The 18,396-nt window shown below is 56.1% G+C and carries 20 protein-coding genes; 16 read left to right on the plus strand and 4 right to left on the minus strand.

Features of this window, described 5'->3' with window-relative positions; genetic code table 11:
• Nucleotides 1-615: 615 nt before the first annotated feature.
• The 4 genes from CHB79_RS21110 to CHB79_RS21125 all read left to right on the plus strand — a co-directional run bounded on the left by CHB79_RS21110 (nt 616) and on the right by CHB79_RS21125 (nt 5,015).
• On the plus strand, nt 616-1,857 hold the full coding sequence (locus CHB79_RS21110) for a glutamine synthetase family protein (protein ID WP_176443249.1): 1,242 nt from the start codon (nt 616-618) through the stop codon (nt 1,855-1,857).
• Nucleotides 1,858-2,206: 349 nt separating this feature from the next.
• Nucleotides 2,207-3,715, plus strand: coding sequence for an MFS transporter (locus tag CHB79_RS21115; RefSeq protein WP_089361363.1), 1,509 nt, complete (start codon nt 2,207-2,209; stop codon nt 3,713-3,715).
• On the plus strand, nt 3,712-4,404 hold the full coding sequence (locus tag CHB79_RS21120) for a TIGR04283 family arsenosugar biosynthesis glycosyltransferase (RefSeq protein ID WP_089361364.1): 693 nt from the start codon (nt 3,712-3,714) through the stop codon (nt 4,402-4,404). The genes CHB79_RS21115 and CHB79_RS21120 overlap by 4 nt, the downstream gene beginning before the upstream one ends.
• Entirely contained in the window at nt 4,401-5,015 is a 615-nt protein-coding gene (locus CHB79_RS21125; protein ID WP_029529285.1) for a TIGR04282 family arsenosugar biosynthesis glycosyltransferase, read from the plus strand. Before CHB79_RS21120 ends, CHB79_RS21125 begins: the two co-directional genes overlap by 4 nt.
• Before the next feature lie 27 nt (nt 5,016-5,042).
• Here the strand turns inward: CHB79_RS21125 and CHB79_RS21130 are convergent, their stop codons facing one another.
• The 4 genes from CHB79_RS21130 to flgA all read right to left on the minus strand — a co-directional run bounded on the left by CHB79_RS21130 (nt 5,043) and on the right by flgA (nt 7,761).
• Complete coding sequence (locus tag CHB79_RS21130) at nt 5,043-5,792, minus strand: flagellar brake protein (RefSeq protein WP_010482841.1); 750 nt, start codon at nt 5,790-5,792, stop codon at nt 5,043-5,045.
• 87 nt (nt 5,793-5,879) lie between these two features.
• A complete protein-coding gene (locus CHB79_RS21135) occupies nt 5,880-6,347 on the minus strand; it encodes a flagella synthesis protein FlgN (protein WP_089361365.1) in 468 nt (155 codons plus the stop codon).
• Between the two features lie 72 nt (nt 6,348-6,419).
• Complete coding sequence (flgM, locus tag CHB79_RS21140) at nt 6,420-6,752, minus strand: flagellar biosynthesis anti-sigma factor FlgM (protein WP_010482845.1); 333 nt, start codon at nt 6,750-6,752, stop codon at nt 6,420-6,422.
• Nucleotides 6,753-7,002: 250 nt separating this feature from the next.
• Nucleotides 7,003-7,761, minus strand: coding sequence for a flagellar basal body P-ring formation chaperone FlgA (gene flgA, locus CHB79_RS21145; RefSeq protein ID WP_089361366.1), 759 nt, complete (start codon nt 7,759-7,761; stop codon nt 7,003-7,005).
• 73 nt (nt 7,762-7,834) lie between these two features.
• Between flgA and CHB79_RS21150 the strand changes: the two genes are divergently transcribed.
• The 12 genes from CHB79_RS21150 to flgJ all read left to right on the plus strand — a co-directional run bounded on the left by CHB79_RS21150 (nt 7,835) and on the right by flgJ (nt 18,391).
• Complete coding sequence (locus CHB79_RS21150; protein WP_010482848.1) at nt 7,835-8,770, plus strand: chemotaxis protein CheV; 936 nt, start codon at nt 7,835-7,837, stop codon at nt 8,768-8,770.
• A gap of 138 nt (nt 8,771-8,908) precedes the next feature.
• The gene (gene cheR / locus CHB79_RS21155) at nt 8,909-9,736 is read left to right on the plus strand and encodes a protein-glutamate O-methyltransferase CheR (RefSeq protein WP_010482851.1); all 828 of its coding nucleotides are present in this window, start codon (nt 8,909-8,911) and stop codon (nt 9,734-9,736) included.
• A 107-nt stretch (nt 9,737-9,843) separates the two neighbouring features.
• Complete coding sequence (locus CHB79_RS21160) at nt 9,844-10,308, plus strand: bacteriohemerythrin (protein WP_089361367.1); 465 nt, start codon at nt 9,844-9,846, stop codon at nt 10,306-10,308.
• Nucleotides 10,309-10,593: 285 nt separating this feature from the next.
• Nucleotides 10,594-11,001 carry a flagellar basal body rod protein FlgB gene (flgB, locus tag CHB79_RS21165; protein WP_010482854.1) on the plus strand — a complete coding sequence of 136 codons (408 nt, stop codon included), beginning with the start codon at nt 10,594-10,596 and terminating at the stop codon, nt 10,999-11,001.
• A gap of 14 nt (nt 11,002-11,015) precedes the next feature.
• On the plus strand, nt 11,016-11,459 hold the full coding sequence (flgC, locus tag CHB79_RS21170; protein ID WP_089361368.1) for a flagellar basal body rod protein FlgC: 444 nt from the start codon (nt 11,016-11,018) through the stop codon (nt 11,457-11,459).
• A gap of 21 nt (nt 11,460-11,480) precedes the next feature.
• Complete coding sequence (gene flgD / locus CHB79_RS21175) at nt 11,481-12,158, plus strand: flagellar hook assembly protein FlgD (protein WP_089361369.1); 678 nt, start codon at nt 11,481-11,483, stop codon at nt 12,156-12,158.
• A gap of 44 nt (nt 12,159-12,202) precedes the next feature.
• Nucleotides 12,203-13,510, plus strand: a complete 1,308-nt coding sequence (gene flgE, locus CHB79_RS21180; protein ID WP_089361370.1) for a flagellar hook protein FlgE — start codon at nt 12,203-12,205, stop codon at nt 13,508-13,510.
• A 210-nt stretch (nt 13,511-13,720) separates the two neighbouring features.
• The gene (locus CHB79_RS21185) at nt 13,721-14,461 is read left to right on the plus strand and encodes a flagellar basal body rod protein FlgF (RefSeq protein ID WP_010482862.1); all 741 of its coding nucleotides are present in this window, start codon (nt 13,721-13,723) and stop codon (nt 14,459-14,461) included.
• A gap of 46 nt (nt 14,462-14,507) precedes the next feature.
• Nucleotides 14,508-15,293, plus strand: a complete 786-nt coding sequence (flgG, locus tag CHB79_RS21190) for a flagellar basal-body rod protein FlgG (protein ID WP_010482864.1) — start codon at nt 14,508-14,510, stop codon at nt 15,291-15,293.
• A gap of 61 nt (nt 15,294-15,354) precedes the next feature.
• Nucleotides 15,355-16,050 carry a flagellar basal body L-ring protein FlgH gene (gene flgH, locus CHB79_RS21195; protein WP_029529287.1) on the plus strand — a complete coding sequence of 232 codons (696 nt, stop codon included), beginning with the start codon at nt 15,355-15,357 and terminating at the stop codon, nt 16,048-16,050.
• An 11-nt stretch (nt 16,051-16,061) separates the two neighbouring features.
• Complete coding sequence (locus CHB79_RS21200; RefSeq protein ID WP_010482868.1) at nt 16,062-17,165, plus strand: flagellar basal body P-ring protein FlgI; 1,104 nt, start codon at nt 16,062-16,064, stop codon at nt 17,163-17,165.
• 11 nt (nt 17,166-17,176) lie between these two features.
• Nucleotides 17,177-18,391 carry a flagellar assembly peptidoglycan hydrolase FlgJ gene (gene flgJ / locus CHB79_RS21205; RefSeq protein WP_089361371.1) on the plus strand — a complete coding sequence of 405 codons (1,215 nt, stop codon included), beginning with the start codon at nt 17,177-17,179 and terminating at the stop codon, nt 18,389-18,391.
• Nucleotides 18,392-18,396 lie beyond the last annotated feature (5 nt).

The raw sequence follows: 18,396 nt of genomic DNA on the forward strand, positions 1-18,396 counted from the left end.
CGGTCGAAGCCATCTTCGGCAACGCGGTTAGCACCAGTGCGATCAGCACCGTCTGCAGCGATTGGTGTGACATTGATTGACTGTTGAGCCGCTTCAGGGAGTGCGAAAGCGCTAGCGGACAGGGTGACCAGGATCAGGCTGGCGAGAATTTGCTTTTTCATGTGTTGCTCCTTGCATAGGGCGGTAAGTGGGTATGGATTCAATGTTACTCGCAAAAAATCGATTAAAAAGTTGACGCTGCGAATGGTATATATCGACATGCTTAATAGTTGAATTAAGTGCATGATTTATATCGATATTTATGTGTTTTTTGCGGTTTTTAAGGGTGGTTTAAAGGCTTTCTATGGGGCTGTTAGTCTAGATCTATAAAATCGACTAATTTGATGTAATAGCAAGCTATCTAAATTTTCAGAGGTTTTGCCCTCTTCCGATGCTTGATATTTTGAACAGGTGATGCTTATTTTGTGCGCCTAGCCGTCGTAGACGGCCAATGCCTATAACAAGGAAAGCAATATGAGCAGTACAGGTCGTCCAGAGCTGCAAGAGTTACTTCGCGGGGTTGATGAAATTGAATGTGTGACCCCTGATCTCAATGGTGTGCCGCGCGGCAAGGTGATGACGGCAGCAGGCTTTCTTGAGGGGCGCCGCTTGCAGTTGGCGCGGGGAGTACTGCTGCAATGCATGATGGGCGGCTACCCCGAGGCGAAGTTCTACGGCAGTGATGACAGTGACCTGGCGCTGGTTGCAGAGCCAACGCAGATACACCGCTTACCCTGGAGTGAGTCGCCGCGTGCGCTGGCCATTTGTGATGCTGATGAGTTTGACGGGCAGAGTTCTGGCCTCTCGACGCGCGGCCTGCTCAAGCAAGTCATTGCCCGCTATGCCGCACATGGTTGGCAGCCAGTTGTTGCAACCGAGCTTGAGTTCTTTGTCTTTGCACCCAATACCGATCCGATGCAGGCATTCAAGCCACCAGTTGGCTTGGATGGGCGCCGCGAGGACGGATGCTCTGCGTTCAGTGTGAGTTCCAACAATGGCCTGCGGCCGTTTTTCAGCGAAGTGTATAAATGCATGGAGGCTTTGGGCCTGCCGCGCGATACCTTTATGCACGAGATGGGTGTCAGCCAGTTTGAGATCAACCTGTTGCATGGTGATCCACTGTTGTTGGCGGACCAGACGTTCATGTTCAAGCACATGCTCAAGGAAGTTGCACTCAAGCATGGCTTGACCGTGGTGTGCATGGCAAAACCCCTGGCACACACGCCTGGTAGTTCGATGCATATCCATCAAAGCGTGGTGGAGCAGGGCAGTGGCAAGAATATCTTCACTGGCGCAGATGGCCAGGCAACCGCTGCCTTCTACAACTTCATTGGTGGGCAGCAGGCATTGCTGGCTGACTTCACGCTGTTGTTCGCGCCACATGTCAACTCCTACCAACGCCTCTGCCATCCCTACGCTTCGCCAAACAACGCCTGTTGGTCGGAAGACAACCGTGCGGCAGGCTTGCGTATTCCGGCGAGCTCCCCAGTTGCGCGTCGGGTCGAAAACCGCTTGCCAGGCGCCGACGCCAACCCATACCTGGCGTTGGCGGCCAGCTTGGCCGCTGGCTTATACGGTATTGAGCATGAGTTGCAGCCGAGCGAGCCGATTCAGGGTGACTTTGAAGTGCCGCAAGAATTGATTCTGCCATGCACCATGCATGCAGCCATTGAAAAGCTGCGTGCGAGCTCGGTGGCGGTCGAGTTGTTTGGTGCCGAGTTTGTGGAAGGCTATATCGCGACCAAATCGATGGAGCTGACGAGTTTCTTCGATGAGATTACGCCTTGGGAGCGACGCGTTCTGGCGGCCCACGCCTGAGGCGTAATACACTAGGGCTCCAGGCGCTACTGGTTTTATTGGCAGTGCTTAAAACTCCAGCCTATGCTGGAGTTTTAACAATAAAGACTCATCCTCTCGTGCAACATTTGCTGCATTGAGTTCTCTAAACGTAGGGCTGTCGCCAAGCGATGACCTTGACGTTACTTGGCATCTAATTGATGCATCTCAACAGTTCGTGTGAAGCCCCGCCGTGCAGTCGCGTTTGCAGGCGGTGGCATGCATTGGTTCAGCCTGATCGTCGCCTGGTAAAAGAGCGGCGACATTTTATTTTGGAGTCTTACGTCGATCACCAGGGTCGGCGAGGTGTTCCAGGAGAGTTGCACTGCCCATGACGATGATCTTCAAGTCATTTAGTTCGCTGTATTTTGCTACTTTGCTGATGTTGCTCGGTTCGGGCTTGCTCAGTACCTATCTAGGCTTGCGCCTTGCCGAGACTGCCGATGGGCTTTGGGTCGGTGCATTGATGACCGCGAACTACCTGGGCCTGGTCCTTGGTGGCAAGCTAGGTCACCGGCTGATTGCCCGGGTTGGCCACATCCGCGCCTATGTTGCCTGTGCCGGTATTGTCACTGCGGCAGTGCTGGTTCATGGCATGACCGCCTTGTTGCCTGTCTGGCTGGTGCTGCGACTGGTCGTTGGTTTGTGCATGATGTGCCAATACATGGTGATCGAGAGCTGGCTGAACGAGCAGGCGGGTCCAAGCCAGCGCGGCAAGGTATTCGCGGGCTATATGGGGGCCTCCTATCTGGGCTTGATTCTGGGTCAGCTGGTGCTGGTTGTGCATCCTGAACTCAGTGTCGAACTGCTGATGATGGTCGCCCTGTGCTTTGCCTTGTGCCTGGTGCCGGTGGCGCTGACTCGCAAGCTCCACCCGGCGCCGCTGCATCCCGCGCCTTTGGAAATGCGCTTCTTTCTCAAGCGAGTGCCCTTGTCATTGCTGACAATTGGTGTCGCGGGCTTGTTGATCGGTTCCTTTTATGGCTTGGGGCCGCTGTATGGGTCGCGTATGGGCTTGAGTACCGAGCAGGTTGGTTTGTTCATGGGTTGCTGCATTCTGGCTGGCTTGCTGGCTCAGGTCCCGCTGGGGTGGCTGTCTGACCGGGCTGACCGGGTCAAGTTGATTCGTGGTTGCGCAGGGCTGCTCAGCATAATAGCGCTGCCCCTTGCCGTGCTCCAGGACGCGCCAGTCGAGTTGCTGTTTGCGTGCGGCTTTGCGGTGAGCATTATGTTGTTCAGCCTTTACCCTTTGGCTGTGGCTTTTGCCAATGACCACGTCGAGAGTGAGCGCCGGGTGTCGCTGACCGTAATGCTGTTGGTGGTTTTCGGGGTAGGGGCGGCAGTAGGACCGATGCTGGTTGGTTTCCTGATGCGCTTTCTCGGGGCCAACATGCTTTATGCATTCACCGTGTTAAGCGGCCTGGTGTTGGTCGGCTTTGTACGGACTGCCAAGGTTACGCATGTGCATCAGGTTGATGAAGCGCCGCTGCATCACATTGCCATGCCTGAAGGCATGGCCAGCTCGCCGCTGGTGGCCGCGCTTGACCCGCGTAACGAAGAGCAGTACGTGCAAGAGCAAATGTGCGACGAGCATGATGCGGACTGCGAAGATGAACAGGCCAATGCGCAAGCCGCAGTGGATGCAAGTGTTGCGGATGCTGAGCTGGCGACTATTGCTGCTGCGGTGGTCACGGCTTCGGCGGTGGCTGCTGCAGCCGTTGCAGCTGATGCCGACCTGGATACTGTGGCCTACACCGATGGCGCACAGGAGATGGGCGATGCGCCAGAGCCAGAGCCAGAGCAGTCAGGGCCTGCAAAACACAAGGATGGCGATGCGTGAGGCCGTTACTCAGCGTCATCATCCCGGCGCGTAACGAGGCCCAAGCCTTGCCGTTGTTATTGCGCGACCTGAGTGCCTTGCACGCGGCAGGGGCCGAGATCATCCTGGTCGATGGCGCCAGCGAAGATGCCACTTGTGAGGTCGCGAGGCCATTTGTCGACCAATTGCTGTCGAGCAAGCCTGGACGGGCGCAGCAGATGAATGCCGGAGCGGCGGCTGCGCATGGTGATTATCTGTGGTTTGTCCACGCCGATACACGGGTCGATCCGGGATCTATCCAAAGCTTGCTCGACACCTTGCTTGAGCAGCCAATCTGGGGTCGTTTCGATGTGCGCCTGTCCGGGCCGGGCCTGCTGCTGCGCTTGATTGGCGCAATGATCAACCTGCGTTCGCGGGTAAGCGCTATTGCCACGGGCGACCAGGCAATCTTTGTCGCGCGCAAGACCTTTGAGTCGCTCAACGGCTACGCCGATATTGCGCTGATGGAGGATGTTGAGCTTAGTACCCGGCTCAAGGTGCTTGCCCGGCCAAGGTGCTTGCGCCCGGCTTTGCTGACGTCCAGTCGGCGTTGGGAGCACAATGGCATCCTGCGCACCGTAGTATTAATGTGGCGTCTAAGGCTGGCGTATTATCTTGGCGTGAGTCCGGAGTCACTGGCACGCGACTATCAGCGAGGGCCACGGATATGAGTTTAGCGATTTCCTTGCATATGCTGGCGCGGGCACCGCGCCCTGGTCGGGTCAAGACCCGGCTGATCCCGGCGCTCGGCCCCGAGGGGGCTTGTGATCTACAGCGGCGCCTGGTCGAACATACATTGAGTGTTTCAGCTGACGGCTTCTCTCAGCGTTTTCTCTGGCTGGACGATGGTCCGGATGCCGAGTTGCAAGCATTGGCCGAGCAACAGGGGTGGACGGTTGTCGAGCAGCCCGCAGGTGATCTCGGTGAGCGCATGCGCTGTATTGCCGCCCTGGGCCTGGTTGAAAGCGATGCTGTGATGTTGATCGGTAACGATTGCCCGGCAATTGATCTCGATTACCTGGCGCAAGCACGTGCCGCCTTGGTTGATTCTCGCGCTGTGCTGGGTCCGGCCGAGGATGGTGGTTACGTGCTTATCGGGCTGCGTCAGAATGATTCGCACCTGTTCAGCGATATGCCTTGGGGAACAGAGCAGGTACTCAGCCTGACGCAAGCGCGCCTGGCTGAGCTGGACTGGCGCTATGAGCTATTGCCGGTGCTTTGGGATGTCGATCGCCCTGAGGATCTGCGTCGCTTGGCTTCTCTGGGCATGCACCTGCGCTAGGAGGTCTTTGCCGGTGGCAAAGAAGCCCTAGAGAAAAGTGTCGCTTTCAAGGCGCTTGGCTTCGCGCTGCAGCTGATAGACAAAGCGTTCAACCTGGCGCTGAACCAGCCCGCTCATGCGGTAAAAGCGTACACCAAGCATGCTGGTGTCGAGCTTCTCGTTATAGTGCACATGGCGTAGCTCGATGGGGGCCGTCATTGCGCCAAAGGGTAATTGGGCAACCAGCTCTTCATAGATCATGCCGGGCTTGAGGCTCTGGCTGACATCGCCTGCGATGCGGATCTTGCAGCCTGTGGCCGAAATATCCAGCATTTGCCCGCTCAAGGGTTTTGCCAGCTTCTCGCCCTTGAGGCTGATGGCGACCAGTTCGCCAAGCTTCAATGTCGCGCGAAATGCACTGCGGCGTTGATGGTAGAGAACCTCGGATGGCATGGCGCAGAAATAACAGCGTAGCCCGTCGTGTTCGCTAATCTGGGCGGAGTCGTCACATTGCCAGGCAACGCGCACGCCTTCGCGCGATGACTCAACACTGAAGGGCTCGGCATTCTTTAGAAAACGCTCACCGTCATTCGGGACTAGTTCGTCGAAAATCAACCGTCCTTTATCGGGGTCAACTTCAATCAGGAAGCTTTGAAAACGCTGGTTTCTTTCGTGGAAGCTAATCACCAGCGGGTCATGGTTCTGTTGAAGTTGACGCAATGTGGCTGCGATCTCCATTGGTGCTTTTAGCACTCTTGGCGGTTGTGGGCCGTCTTCCTCGGCAAAAGGGCTGGACACAGTCCTGTCTACTCCAAATCCAAACTGATTTTTATGGCGCTAGCATACTGTCAAAATGACATCGTATGCACGCTATGTGCTGAGATTTTAAGCTTGGCTCAGAGGGCGCTGATTAACACCGCGCGAGGCGCTGCCGCTACTGTCGTAAAGGCTTGGTGTTTCATTGCCATTGAGGATGCTGAGCATGCTGCGCGTTGACGTCTGGCTTGAGCGGATCAAGCGTCCGTTGCGCAGGTTACCGGTTTGGCAGCGCTCCAGCAGTTGGGTCAACCTGCTGCTTTGCTTGAGCAGTTCGGCGCCCAGGGGGCTGCTGGCTGCAAGTGCCTGCAAGCCTTCAAGATCGGCGCTTAGTTGCAGGCTTTGCAACAGTTGCGCGCGGTTTTGGGCGTGCTGGCCGAGTTGGCTGAGCAAAGGTTGCTTGGCGTTGAGGATCTGTTGCAGGCTGTCGAGGTCGCGCTCGCCCAACGCTTGATGCTCGCTGTCGATCAGTTCAAGCAATTGCTCGCTGATGCCGATATCGTCGTTGAACAGCTGAAGCATTGAGGCGTCTTGCATCGTAGGCTCTTGGAAGTTAGGCGTCCAACATTCCAGCGCCGCAGCCAGTGCCTGGCAAAACAGGCATTAGGCTTAGCGCTGGGACTCGAAGTTAATCAGTTTGCTGGCTGTGCGCTGGGCATCGACTTTATAGGTGCCGTCAGCAATTGCCTGCTTGATCTGGGCAACGCGTTCTTTATCCACGGTTGGCAGTTCGCTAAGTTTGTCACCAATGCTCTGCAGTTGCTGAGCTTCTTGGCTCAAATGCACTGTCTCACCGCTCTTGCTCGACTCGGCCTTGGTGTTGCTCGCGGTTGTCGAGCTGGATGTCTTCTCATCCGGGCGAACACCTGACTGGGCGCCGCTGGTCCGCCCGGAGTTCGCCGGGGTAGGTGCGTTGCTTGGTCGATTGAAGTCGATGACCATGATCGTAAACCTCTGATTTGTCTGGACGCTTACCTGCCTATCGGCTGTGCATGCAAAAACTTTAGCGACTCTTAATTAAAAATATGGGTCTGGTCCAGTATGGCTGATATTCAACAGAACTTTCGCTGTGGATTCCGTTGCGGGAATCTTTTGAGGCACAAAGGTGGCTATAAGTTCTGAAATACTCCACCGTAATCGCACGCAGCACAGTGTAAGAAAACGTCTTGGCAAGAACAATCAAGAATCATGCCTACATTGCCACTTCGACTTGTCCCGGACCCGTTACCCTGGCCTTGATAATACGTTGCGAGCGTTGGTTGCGAACGTTGATCTGTCTGCCCAAGGCCCCGTCTGACAAGGCTTCGCCCGGCATTCTCACGTTAATCGTACCGGTTTTCGCGCTGATCACGACCTGGTCGCCACGCCGGATAACTTCAGCTTGCTCCACATAGACCGGGGTCAGTTCCTGGTCGGGCCGAACCGGACGCGTCAGTTTCTTGCCAATTGCCTGCTGGACCGAGGTCAGGTAGCCGTGGTTGAGCAGGCCGACATCTCGTTCCGCCAGCGTAACGTCATATTCGCCGATCACGCTGGCGCGTTTCAACGGCCGTGTTGCCGTGACCACCTCGCGGTACAGGCGAACCTGTGCCGGGACAAAAATAGTCCAGGGCGATGAGCCGTCGCAGCGCACCCGCAGTGTAACGCGGCCAATAGGTTCGGCAGGGCTTTCCAGGGTGGTTGTCAAATCCTTGTCGCACACCGGCAGTCGCAACCTTGGGTCAAGGCGGTTGATTTCAATCTCATGGCGGCCACTGATATCGCTGCGCTGCAAATAGTCGACCACCGCGACCTCAAGAAAAGTCTGGGCGGCGCCGATAAGCTGGTCAGGCAGGGTTGAAGTTGCCGCAGCCATTGGGCTGAAACCGATGGTCACGGGCATCAGTAAAGCCATTACCAGTTGGTAGCTTTTTGCCAAGGTCTGTCGGGATAACGTCGTTTTTACGGTCATATTGATTAGCGTGCAAGGCCCGTGCCGCCTGCTAACCTCAGTTCTACGGGCGCATTTTTTAAGGAGTGTGGGCATGGCTAGTGTCATGGACTCGGTGAATCAACGCACCCAGTTAGTCGGACAAAATCGTTTGGAGCTGCTGTTGTTTCGCCTTGAGGGCAGGCAGCTGTACGGAATCAATGTGTTCAAGGTCAAAGAGGTACTGCAGTGTCCGCGCCTGACCGTAATGCCCAAATCCAATTCCGTGGTGCGTGGGGTTGCCAATATTCGCGGTGGAACCATCCCGATTATTGACCTGTCGCTAGCGACAGGGTGCAAACCGCTGGCTGATCTGAAAAACAGCTTTGTAATCATCACCGAGTACAACACCAAGACCCAGGGTTTCTTGGTCAGTGCGGTTGAGCGCATCGTCAACATGAACTGGGAGGAGATCCTGCCACCGCCTAAAGGCACAGGCCGCGACCATTACCTGACGGCGGTGACCCATCTCGATCAACAGATGGTCGAAATCATCGATGTGGAAAAAGTACTGGCTGAGGTGTCACCAACCTCCGAAGCGATTTCTGAGGGCGTTGTCGACGCCGCAACCCATGTCAAGGCGGTCAAGCAGCATGTGTTGATTGTTGATGACTCGTCTGTGGCGCGTAAGCAGGTATCGCGTTGCCTGCAAACTGTTGGTGTGGAAGTCACTGCGCTTAACGATGGTCGTGAGGCCTTGGACTATTTGCGCAAAATGGCCGATGAAGGCAAGCGTCCGGCGGATGAGCTGCTGATGATAATTTCCGATATCGAAATGCCAGAAATGGACGGCTACACACTGACCACGGCGATTCGCAGTGATGCGCGGATGGAGGGCGTGCATTTGTTGTTGCACACTTCGTTGTCGGGGGTCTTCAACCAGGCGATGGTCAAGAAAGTAGGGGCCGATGATTTTCTCGCCAAGTTCCGGCCCGATGATTTAGCCTCAAGAGTGGTCGAACGCATCAATAAGGTGGATCAGGGCCAGTAAGCTGCCAGCCAAAGCGACCAGCGGTTGGGTGATGTCTGTGCCTTCAGCTGGTGATGGTGCATCAGAGGCCCGCGTAGATTGGTTTATATTGACCGGGCGTCTCACTAATCAACACTAATATTTTGCGGGGCAAAACGAGTGTCGTCAGGAAATTTGGATTTTGAACAGTTCCGGAGCTTCCTCGAAAAAGCCTGTGGAATTTTGCTGGGCACCAATAAGCAGTACCTGGTTTCAAGTCGACTCAACAAGCTGATGGAACAGAACAACATCAAGAGTCTCGGCGAACTGGTGCAGCGTATGCAGGCCATGCCGCGTAGTGGTTTGCGTGAACAGGTGGTCGATGCCATGACCACCAATGAAACCCTGTGGTTCCGCGATACCTATCCCTTTGAGGTGATGAAAAAGCGCGTCTTGCCGGAGTTGCTCAAGGCCAATGGGGGCCAGCGCCTGCGAATCTGGTCAGCCGCCTGCTCATCCGGGCAGGAACCCTATTCGCTGTCGATGACCATTGATGAGTTCGAGAAAAGCAATATCGGCCAGTTGCGCGGTGGTGCACAAATCGTTGCAACAGATCTGTCGCCGACCATGTTGGCTAACTGCAAGTCAGGTGAGTACGACAGCCTGGCCATCGGCCGCGGCCTGTCGCAGGAGCGTTTGCAGCGCTACTTTGAACCCAAGGCGCCGGGGCGCTGGGCGGTCAAGGCGCCGATCAGGAGTCGTGTTGAGTTTCGCCCGCTGAACCTGCTGGAGAGCTTTGCCGGCCTGGGTAAGTTTGATGTGGTGTTCTGCCGCAACGTATTGATCTATTTTTCAGCAGAAGTGAAGAAGGACATCCTCACCCGCATTCATGCGACCTTGAAGCCGGGCGGCTACTTGTTTCTGGGCGCCTCCGAGGCGCTCAATGCTCTGCCTGATCTGTATCAGATGGTGCAGTGCAGCCCGGGCATTATCTACAAGGTCAAATAGGGTCGGCGTTGGTCGCAATGTTCAATGCCTTGATTCAAGTCAGTCCTTGCGGCACCTGCTGTCGATAAAGTGCCCGGCACTCGAGTGAGTGCTATCAGGACAGGGCTATGGAATTACTTGTTTGGCAAAACGACCTCAATACCGGTATAGAGGTCATCGATAACCAGCACCGGCGTATTGTCACCATGATCAACCTGCTGATTGTGGCGCAGCAGGAGGGGCGTAATCGCGATGAGGTGGGGCATGTGCTCAATGACCTAGTTGACTACACGCTTTCGCATTTTGCGTTCGAAGAGTCGCTGCTTGAAGAGTCCGGCTACAGTTTTACCCGCCCGCACAAGCGCGTCCATGAAGTCTTTATCGGCAAGGTCAACGAGTACAACATGCGCTTCAAGGCCGGTGAAGATATCACCCACGAATTGATCAACCTGTTGTCGCGTTGGCTGTTCAACCACATCCGCAATGATGATGCGGCCTACGCCAAGGTCGTTATCGACAACATGAATCGAATCACCCAGGACCGGCAGCCCAGTGGCTGGTTGTCGCGCTCCATGCGCAAGTTCTTTAGCTGATATTCCCACAGCGCTGAACCGGTTTCGGCGCTGCTCCCTCATTGCCAATGTTGGCTCATTGCCCGTCTTTCCGGCACCCTCGCCGCCGGCAGTGCAGGGCGGCAAGCATGCTTCCAAGATCAGGCCGGGTCATTGCCGCAAGCGGAAAACCATTGCCGCTTGTGCTTGGATATTCAAAAGATTAATTCGTAAGTCATTGTATTTAAACGACTAAATTAATTGGCACAGGGTTTGCTTTGTTGCTTGCACAGAAAACTGCTTCGGCAAACGGCAAGGGCACAAACCATGAGTATCAGCTTCGCAAGCGCACTCGGCATTCACCAACAGGCACTGGGCTTTCGCGCTCAGCGTGCTGAAGTGTTGGCCAACAACATGGCTAACGCAGACACGCCTAACTACAAGGCCCGTGATCTGGATTTTGCCTCAGTGCTTGCCGAGCAGAATGCCAAGGCCCAGGGCGGTACCTTTGCCCTGAACCGCACCAATGCACACCATATCAGCGCTGAAGGCATGGCCACTGCAGAAGCCGAGCTCAAGTATCGCATCCCGATGAGCCCTTCGCTGGATCAGAACACGGTCGATACCCAGCTTGAGCAGTCCAATTACGCGCAAAACGCCGTCGACTTCCAGGCGAGCTTTACCCTACTCAATAGCAAGTTCAAAGGGCTGATCAGCGCCCTGCGCGGCGATTAACGGAGACTGATGCCATGTCACTAGCCAGTGTATTCAATATTGCCGGGACCGGCATGAGCGCGCAAAGCACGCGTCTTAATACCATCTCCAGCAACATCGCCAACGCCGAGTCGGTGTCTTCGAACATTGACCAGACCTACCGCGCTCGCCACCCGGTGTTTGCCACCATGTTTAATCAGGCCCAGGGTTCTGACGGCGGTTCGCTGTTTGCCGAGCAGGATGCGGCAGGCAGCGGTGTCCAGGTGCTGGGGATTGTTGAGGACCAGAGCTCGCTGATGCCGCGCTATGAGCCTAACCACCCGGCTGCCGATGAAAACGGCTACGTCTATTACCCCAACGTCAATGTGGTCGAAGAGATGGCTGACATGATTTCCGCCAGCCGGGCTTTCCAGACCAACGTTGAAATGATGAATACCGCTAAACAAATGTTGCAGAAGGTGCTGACCCTGGGTCAGTAAGCCATCAATGAGGAACGCTAAATGAGCGTCGATAGCACCAGTGGCGTTGGCAGTTCGGTCTTTGATCAACTGCAGATTAAATCGCCCAGCACCGGCACCGACAAAGAACTGGGTAAAGACGAGTTCTTGAACCTGTTGGTCGCCCAATTGAACAACCAGAACCCGCTGGAGCCGCAAGGTAACGGCGAGTTCATCGCCCAGTTGGCGCAGTTCAGCCAGGTAGAAGGTATTCAGCAGTTGAACGGTAGTGTCGACACCTTGCTGTCGGGTTATCAGTCTTCGCAGGCCTTGCAGGCATCGTCGCTGGTTGGGCGCAAGGTGATTGTGCCGACCGACAGTGCGGTGGTTGATACCAGCGAAAGCTTCAAGGCCAGCCTGATTCTGCCGACCAGCAGCAGCAACGTCTACGTCAATGTCAAAGACAGTGCGGGCTCGGTGGTTGGCCGGGTAAATCTGGGTGAGCAGGAAGCAGGCAACATCAGTTTTATCTGGGATGGCAAGGATTCGAGCGGCAATCTCTTGCCGCCTGGCACCTACACCTTTGAGGCTGAAGCCACCTATGCCGGTGAAACCAAGGGGCTGTACACCCTGCTTCCAGCCAACGTTGACAGCGTCACCCTGGGCGGTAGCGAACTCATGTTGAACCTGGCGGGGCTGGGCAGTGTGCCGCTTTCGCAGGTTCAGGTAATTGGTCAGTAATCATCACGATTTAATGGCCGGCTGTTCCGGCAAAGGAGTTTTCAATGGCGTTCAATATCGGGCTTAGCGGTCTGCGCGCAGCGACCAGCGACCTCAACGTTACAGGTAATAACATCGCCAACGCCGGCACCGCGGGCTTCAAGCAGTCGCGTGCGGAGTTTGCCGATGTATATGCCGCCTCCGTGCTTGGCTCCGGCAAGAACGCGCAGGGCAGCGGGGTACTGCTCAGTGATGTGTCGCAACTGTTCAACCAGGGCAACGTCAACTACACGCAGAACTCGCTGGACCTGGCGATCAACGGCAATGGTTTCTTCCGCACCAGCAATAACGGTGACATCAGTTATACCCGTGCTGGTTATTTCGGGACTGACCGTGCTGGTAATATCGTCAATAACTTTGGCTACAAGCTGCAAGGTTATGCGGTAGATGCGAACGGTAATCTGCAAAATGGCGTTCTTTCGGACTTGAAAGTCGAGAGTGCCAGCCAGGCGCCAAAAGCGACCAGCACCATTACTCAGCCGTTCAACCTGAACTCGACCAACGAGGTTCCGACTACAACGCCGTTTAACCCTAATGATCCGACCTCATTCAACTCGTCGACTTCGGTGAACATCTTCGATTCGCAGGGTAATTCCCATGCCTTCACGCAGTACTTCATCAAGACAGGTGCCAACACCTGGCAGATGAATGTGCTGGTCGATGGGCGCAACCCGGCGAACCCGGCATCAACCACGCCGTATTCGGCCAACCTGACCTTTAATGCCGCGGGTCAGCTGGACACCTCGGCACTGACATCGACGGATTTCACCGTTGCCGCCAATGGCACCCTGAACATGACCAACTGGGTACCGGCTGCATCCGACGGCGGTACGCCGCCAGTCTGGAGTGGCAACGGCGCAACGGCGAGTGCAACCGGGGTCAACTTTGACTTCCGTGGTACCACTCAGTATTCGAGCTTGTTTGCTGTCAATAGCGTTGACCAGAACGGCTACACCACAGGTGAGCTGGCAGGCCTTGAAATTGACGACACCGGGGTGATCTTCGCGCGCTACACCAATGGGCAATCCAAGGTGCAGGGGCAAGTGGTGCTGGCCAACTTTGCCAATATGCAAGGGCTGACGCCGGTGGGCAAGACGGCATGGGTGCAGTCGTTTGAATCGGGCGAGCCTGTAATCGGCACGCCAAACAGCGGAACCCTGGGGGCGTTGCAATCGGGCGCGCTGGAAGACTCTAACGTCGAGCTGTCCGACCAGCTGGTGAACTTGATTGTTGCGCAACGCAATTATCAGGCGAACGCAAAAACCATCGAGACTGAGAGCGCGGTGACCCAGACCATTATCAACCTGCGTTGATTCAAGGTATGACCTGACTTTGCCGCGAGCGGCAAAGTCTAGCCGACGGCATCTCGTCAAACGCCGCAATGAAAAGCTCCTTTGGGAGCTTTTCTATTTTATAAAATCTATATTTATCAATGGTTTAAATCTGTTTCCCGAGAGTGGCACAGGCTTTGCAGTATTGCCTGTACAGAGCACAAGGCGGCAGGCCTATCTCGGAGAGTTACCATGGATAAAATGCTTTACGTCGCGATGACCGGGGCCCAGAACAACACCCTGGCCCAGCGCGCGCACGCCAACAACCTGGCGAATATTTCAACCAGCGGCTTTCGTCGCGACTTTGAACAGGCGCGGGCGATTTCATCATTTGGCGAAAGCTATCCGTCGCGCGTGTATGCCATGAGCGAGCGTCCTGGTACCGACTTTACTCCGGGCTCCATGCAGGAAACCGGTCGTGATCTGGACGTTGCCATTGGTGGTCATGGCTGGCTTGCCGTGCAGGCTCCCGATGGCAGTGAAGCCTATGTACGTACCGCAAGCCTGAATGTCGATGCCCTGGGCGTGTTGCGCACTGGCAATGGTTTGCCGGTTATGGGCAATGCCGGGCCGGTCGCCGTACCGCCAGAGCAGGGGATCGATATCGGCCAGGACGGCACCATCAGTATTCGCGCCCTGGGCGAAGCTCCCAACGTGCTGGCAGAGGTGGATCGGTTGAAGCTGGTAAACCCGGACCCCAAGCAGTTGGTAAAGGGGGCAGACGGCATGATGCGTCTCAAGAGCGGCCAGGCTGAGCCCGCAGATGCAAGCGTGCGCCTGACGTCTGGCTTTCTGGAATCGAGCAACGTCAATGCGGTTGAAGAGATGACCGCGATCATGTCGTTGTCCCGCCAATTCGAGCTGCAAGTAAAAATGATGCGTACTGCCGAAGACAATGCCTCGGCGATGGCGCGGGTTTTGCAACTTAGCTAATTATCAGCAGGTGGCGACGTGAATACGTCGTCCGAGGAGAACAAATATGCTTCCGGCACTGTGGGTCAGCAAAACCGGTTTGTCCGCCCAGGACATGAACCTGACCACTATTTCCAACAACCTGGCCAACGTTTCGACCACCGGCTTCAAGCGCGATCGCGCTGAATTCGAGGACCTGCTTTATCAGATCCGTCGTCAGCCTGGCGGCCAGTCAAGCCAGGACAGCGAGTTGCCTTCCGGTTTGCAGTTGGGTACCGGTGTGCGGATTGTCGGCACCCAGAAAATCTTCACCGCGGGCAGCTTGCAGACGACCGAACAGCCGCTGGATCTGGCGGTGAACGGCCGTGGCTTCTTCCAGGTATTGATGCCCGATGGCACGGTTTCCTATACCCGTGACGGCAGCTTCCACCTCGATTCCGATGGCCAGGTGGTGACTTCCAATGGCTTTCCGCTGGAGCCGGCCATTGTGCTGCCGAACGAAGTCAAAACCTTTACTGTCGGCGAGGATGGCACCGTTTCGATAACCACCGCTGGCAATCCTCAGCCTCAAGTCATTGGCAACCTGCAGACCGCCGACTTTATCAATCCGGCTGGCCTTGAGGCTATCGGCAACAACCTGTTTCTGGAGACCGCTTCCAGCGGTGCGCCACAAGTGGGAACGCCTGGTTTGAATGGCTTGGGTACGACGCTGCAAAACACTTTGGAAAACTCCAACGTCAGCGTGGTTGAAGAACTGGTGAACATGATCACCACTCAACGCGCCTACGAGATGAACTCGAAAGTCATCTCGACCGCTGACCAGATGTTGTCCTTTATTACTCAGAATCTTTGATGGTTTTGGCCTGGCTTATAGCGGGCCTCTGCGTTAATTGTTACACCGCGAGGGTGGATCCATGAATCGGCTAGTTGTTGTTTCCTTAGTGTTGTGCGCCACCTTGCTAAGTGGTTGCGTTGCGCCTGCCGCCAAACCGAACGATCCATATTACTCGCCGGTGCTGCCACGCACGCCGCTGCCTGCTGCGCAGAACAATGGTTCTATCTATCAAACCGGCTTTGACAACAACCTGTTTACCGACCGCAAGGCGTATCGGGTGGGGGACATCATCACCATCACCTTGAACGAGAAAACCCAGGCGAGCAAAAACGCCGGTTCGCAGATTTCCAAGGACAGCAAAACCAGCCTCGGCTTGACCTCTTTGTTCGGCGGGGCGGTGTCGGCTGCCAGCCCGTTCTCTGATAACGACTTGTCGCTGAGTGCCTCATACAGCGGGAACCGGGACACCCAGGGCGACAGCAAGGCCGCGCAGGGCAACAGCCTGACCGGTTCGGTGACAGTAACTGTCGCTGAAGTGCTGCCCAACGGCATCCTCTCGGTACGCGGCGAGAAGTGGATGACACTCAACACCGGTGATGAACTGGTACGAATTGCCGGCCTGGTCCGCGCCGATGATGTGGCGACCGACAACACGGTCTCCTCGACCCGTATCGCCGACGCACGTATCACCTATTCAGGAACGGGCGCCTTTGCCGATGCCAGTCAGCCTGGCTGGCTCGATCGCTTCTTCCTTAGCCCACTGTTCCCGTTTTGAGGGCTGCAAACATGCGTTTAGGCAAATACCTGGTGTTGTTCTCGATGCTGCTGTTAAGTGCCGCGGCACAGGCTGAACGCCTGAAAGACCTGGCCAGCATCCAGGGTGTGCGGACCAACCAGTTGATCGGCTATGGCCTGGTCGTGGGCTTGAATGGCAGCGGTGACCAGACCACGCAAACCCCCTTTACCGTGCAGACCTTCAACAACATGCTTGCCCAATTCGGGATCAAGGTCCCTGCGGGTGGCAATGTCCAGCTTAAGAACGTAGCTGCGGTTTCGATTCACGCCGACCTGCCTGCATTTGCCAAGCCGGGCCAGACCATTGACGTTACCGTGTCCTCTATTGGTAACGCCAAGAGCCTGCGCGGCGGCAGCCTGTTGATGGCGCCGCTCAAGGGGATCGACGGCAATGTCTACGCCATCGCCCAGGGCAACCTGGTGGTAGGTGGTTTCGATGCCGAAGGCGGCGATGGCTCGCGCATTACCGTCAATATTCCATCGGCGGGGCGAATTCCTTCTGGCGCCACGGTTGAACGTTCGGTGCCAAGTGGCTTTGATCAAGGCAATAGCCTGACCCTCAACCTCAATCGTCCTGACTTCACCACCGCCAAGCATATTGTCGACCAGATCAATGAGCTGCTTGGCCCTGGCGTTGCCCAGGCAATCGATGCCGGCTCGGTGCGAGTCAGTGCGCCGCTGGACCCTAACCAGCGCGTTGATTACCTGTCGATCCTGGAGAACCTTGAAGTGGTTGCAGGCCAGGCGGTTGCCAAGGTGATTATCAACTCCCGCACCGGCACCATCGTCATCGGTCAGAACGTGCGTGTACAGCCAGCGGCGGTCACTCATGGCAGCCTGACCGTGACCATTACTGAAGACCCGATCGTCAGCCAGCCGGGCGCCTTGTCGGGTGGGCAGACGGCTGTTGTTCCTCGCTCACGGGTTGATGCAACACAGGAGGCCAAGCCGATGTTCCGCTTTGGCCCAGGCACCACGCTGGATGAAATTGTCCGTGCGGTTAACCAGGTTGGCGCTGCGCCTTCCGACCTTATGGCCATCCTCGAAGCGCTGAAACAAGCTGGCGCTTTGCAGGCTGACTTGATCGTTATTTAAGGGACGGATCGATGGACTCTCGACTCTCCGCAGGATTTGCCGGCGCTGGCACCAGTACATTGGATACTGGCGCTGCCACTGACCTTAACCGGCTCAATAAATTTAAAGTCGGTGGCGACAGCGAAGCCAATATCGGCAAGGTCGCCAAAGAGTTCGAGTCGCTGTTTCTCAATGAAATGCTTAAAGCCATGCGTTCGGCCAACGAAGGTTTTAGCGAAGGCAATTTCATGAACAGCGAAGAGGGTAAGACCTATCAGGGCATGTATGACCAGCAATTGGCTGTGACCATGTCCAACAACAAGAATGGTATTGGTCTGGCGGATGTTTTGGCGCGCCAGATGAGCAAGATGAAAAGCCACAGTGACCGGCCTAATCCGTTCGCCCAGCCCGATAACACCTTGGCCCGCGCGAGCAGTGGCGAAGCAGCGAGTGCCGTCGCCAGCACCCATGCCATCGCCAAGCCCGTGGCTCAGGTCGATAGCAGTCGTGATGACTCCAGCTTGATTAACAGGCGACGTCTTTCATTGCCCGGAAAGTTAGCGGATCGCTTGCTCGCCGGCATAACGCCAACAACAGACACCGCCGCAGTGCAGGCCCTGGCCAATAACGACTGGATTCCAGCCATCGCCCATGCCGCGCCCAGGGATAAAGGCCTGAGCATCAACGGCAGCGATGCAATCACTGGCGCGCGCTTGACGCAGAAAGGAAGCAAAGGCGCCTCGGCCTTTACTTCGCCCGCCGACTTTATTGCAACCATGCTGCCCATGGCTGAAAAAGCTGCAGCCAAGATCGGCGTCGAAGCGCGTTACCTCGTGGCTCAAGCCGCACTGGAAACCGGCTGGGGCAAGTCAATTATCCGCCAGCAAGACGGCAGCGTCAGTCACAACCTGTTTGGCATTAAAAGCCACAACAGCTGGAGTGGCGAGTCTGCCCATGTCATGACCACCGAATACAAAGGCGGCAAGGCTGTGAAAGAGGCAGCCTCGTTCCGCTCCTACGATTCCTTTGCGCAAAGCTTCGAGGACTACGTCAGCTTCCTGCAAACCAATGGTCGATACGACAAGGCTTTGGACAGCACCGATAACCCGGAACAGTTCGTCAAGGAATTGCAGAGAGCCGGTTACGCCACCGACCCGCAATACGCACGCAAGATTTCGCAGATCGCCCGGAAGATGGCGGTCTATCAAACTGTCGCCGCCGTCGATACGACGCCAACTCGTGGATGAGCTGA

The organism is Pseudomonas segetis (genome assembly GCF_900188155.1).
Classification (GTDB): domain Bacteria; phylum Pseudomonadota; class Gammaproteobacteria; order Pseudomonadales; family Pseudomonadaceae; genus Aquipseudomonas; species Aquipseudomonas segetis.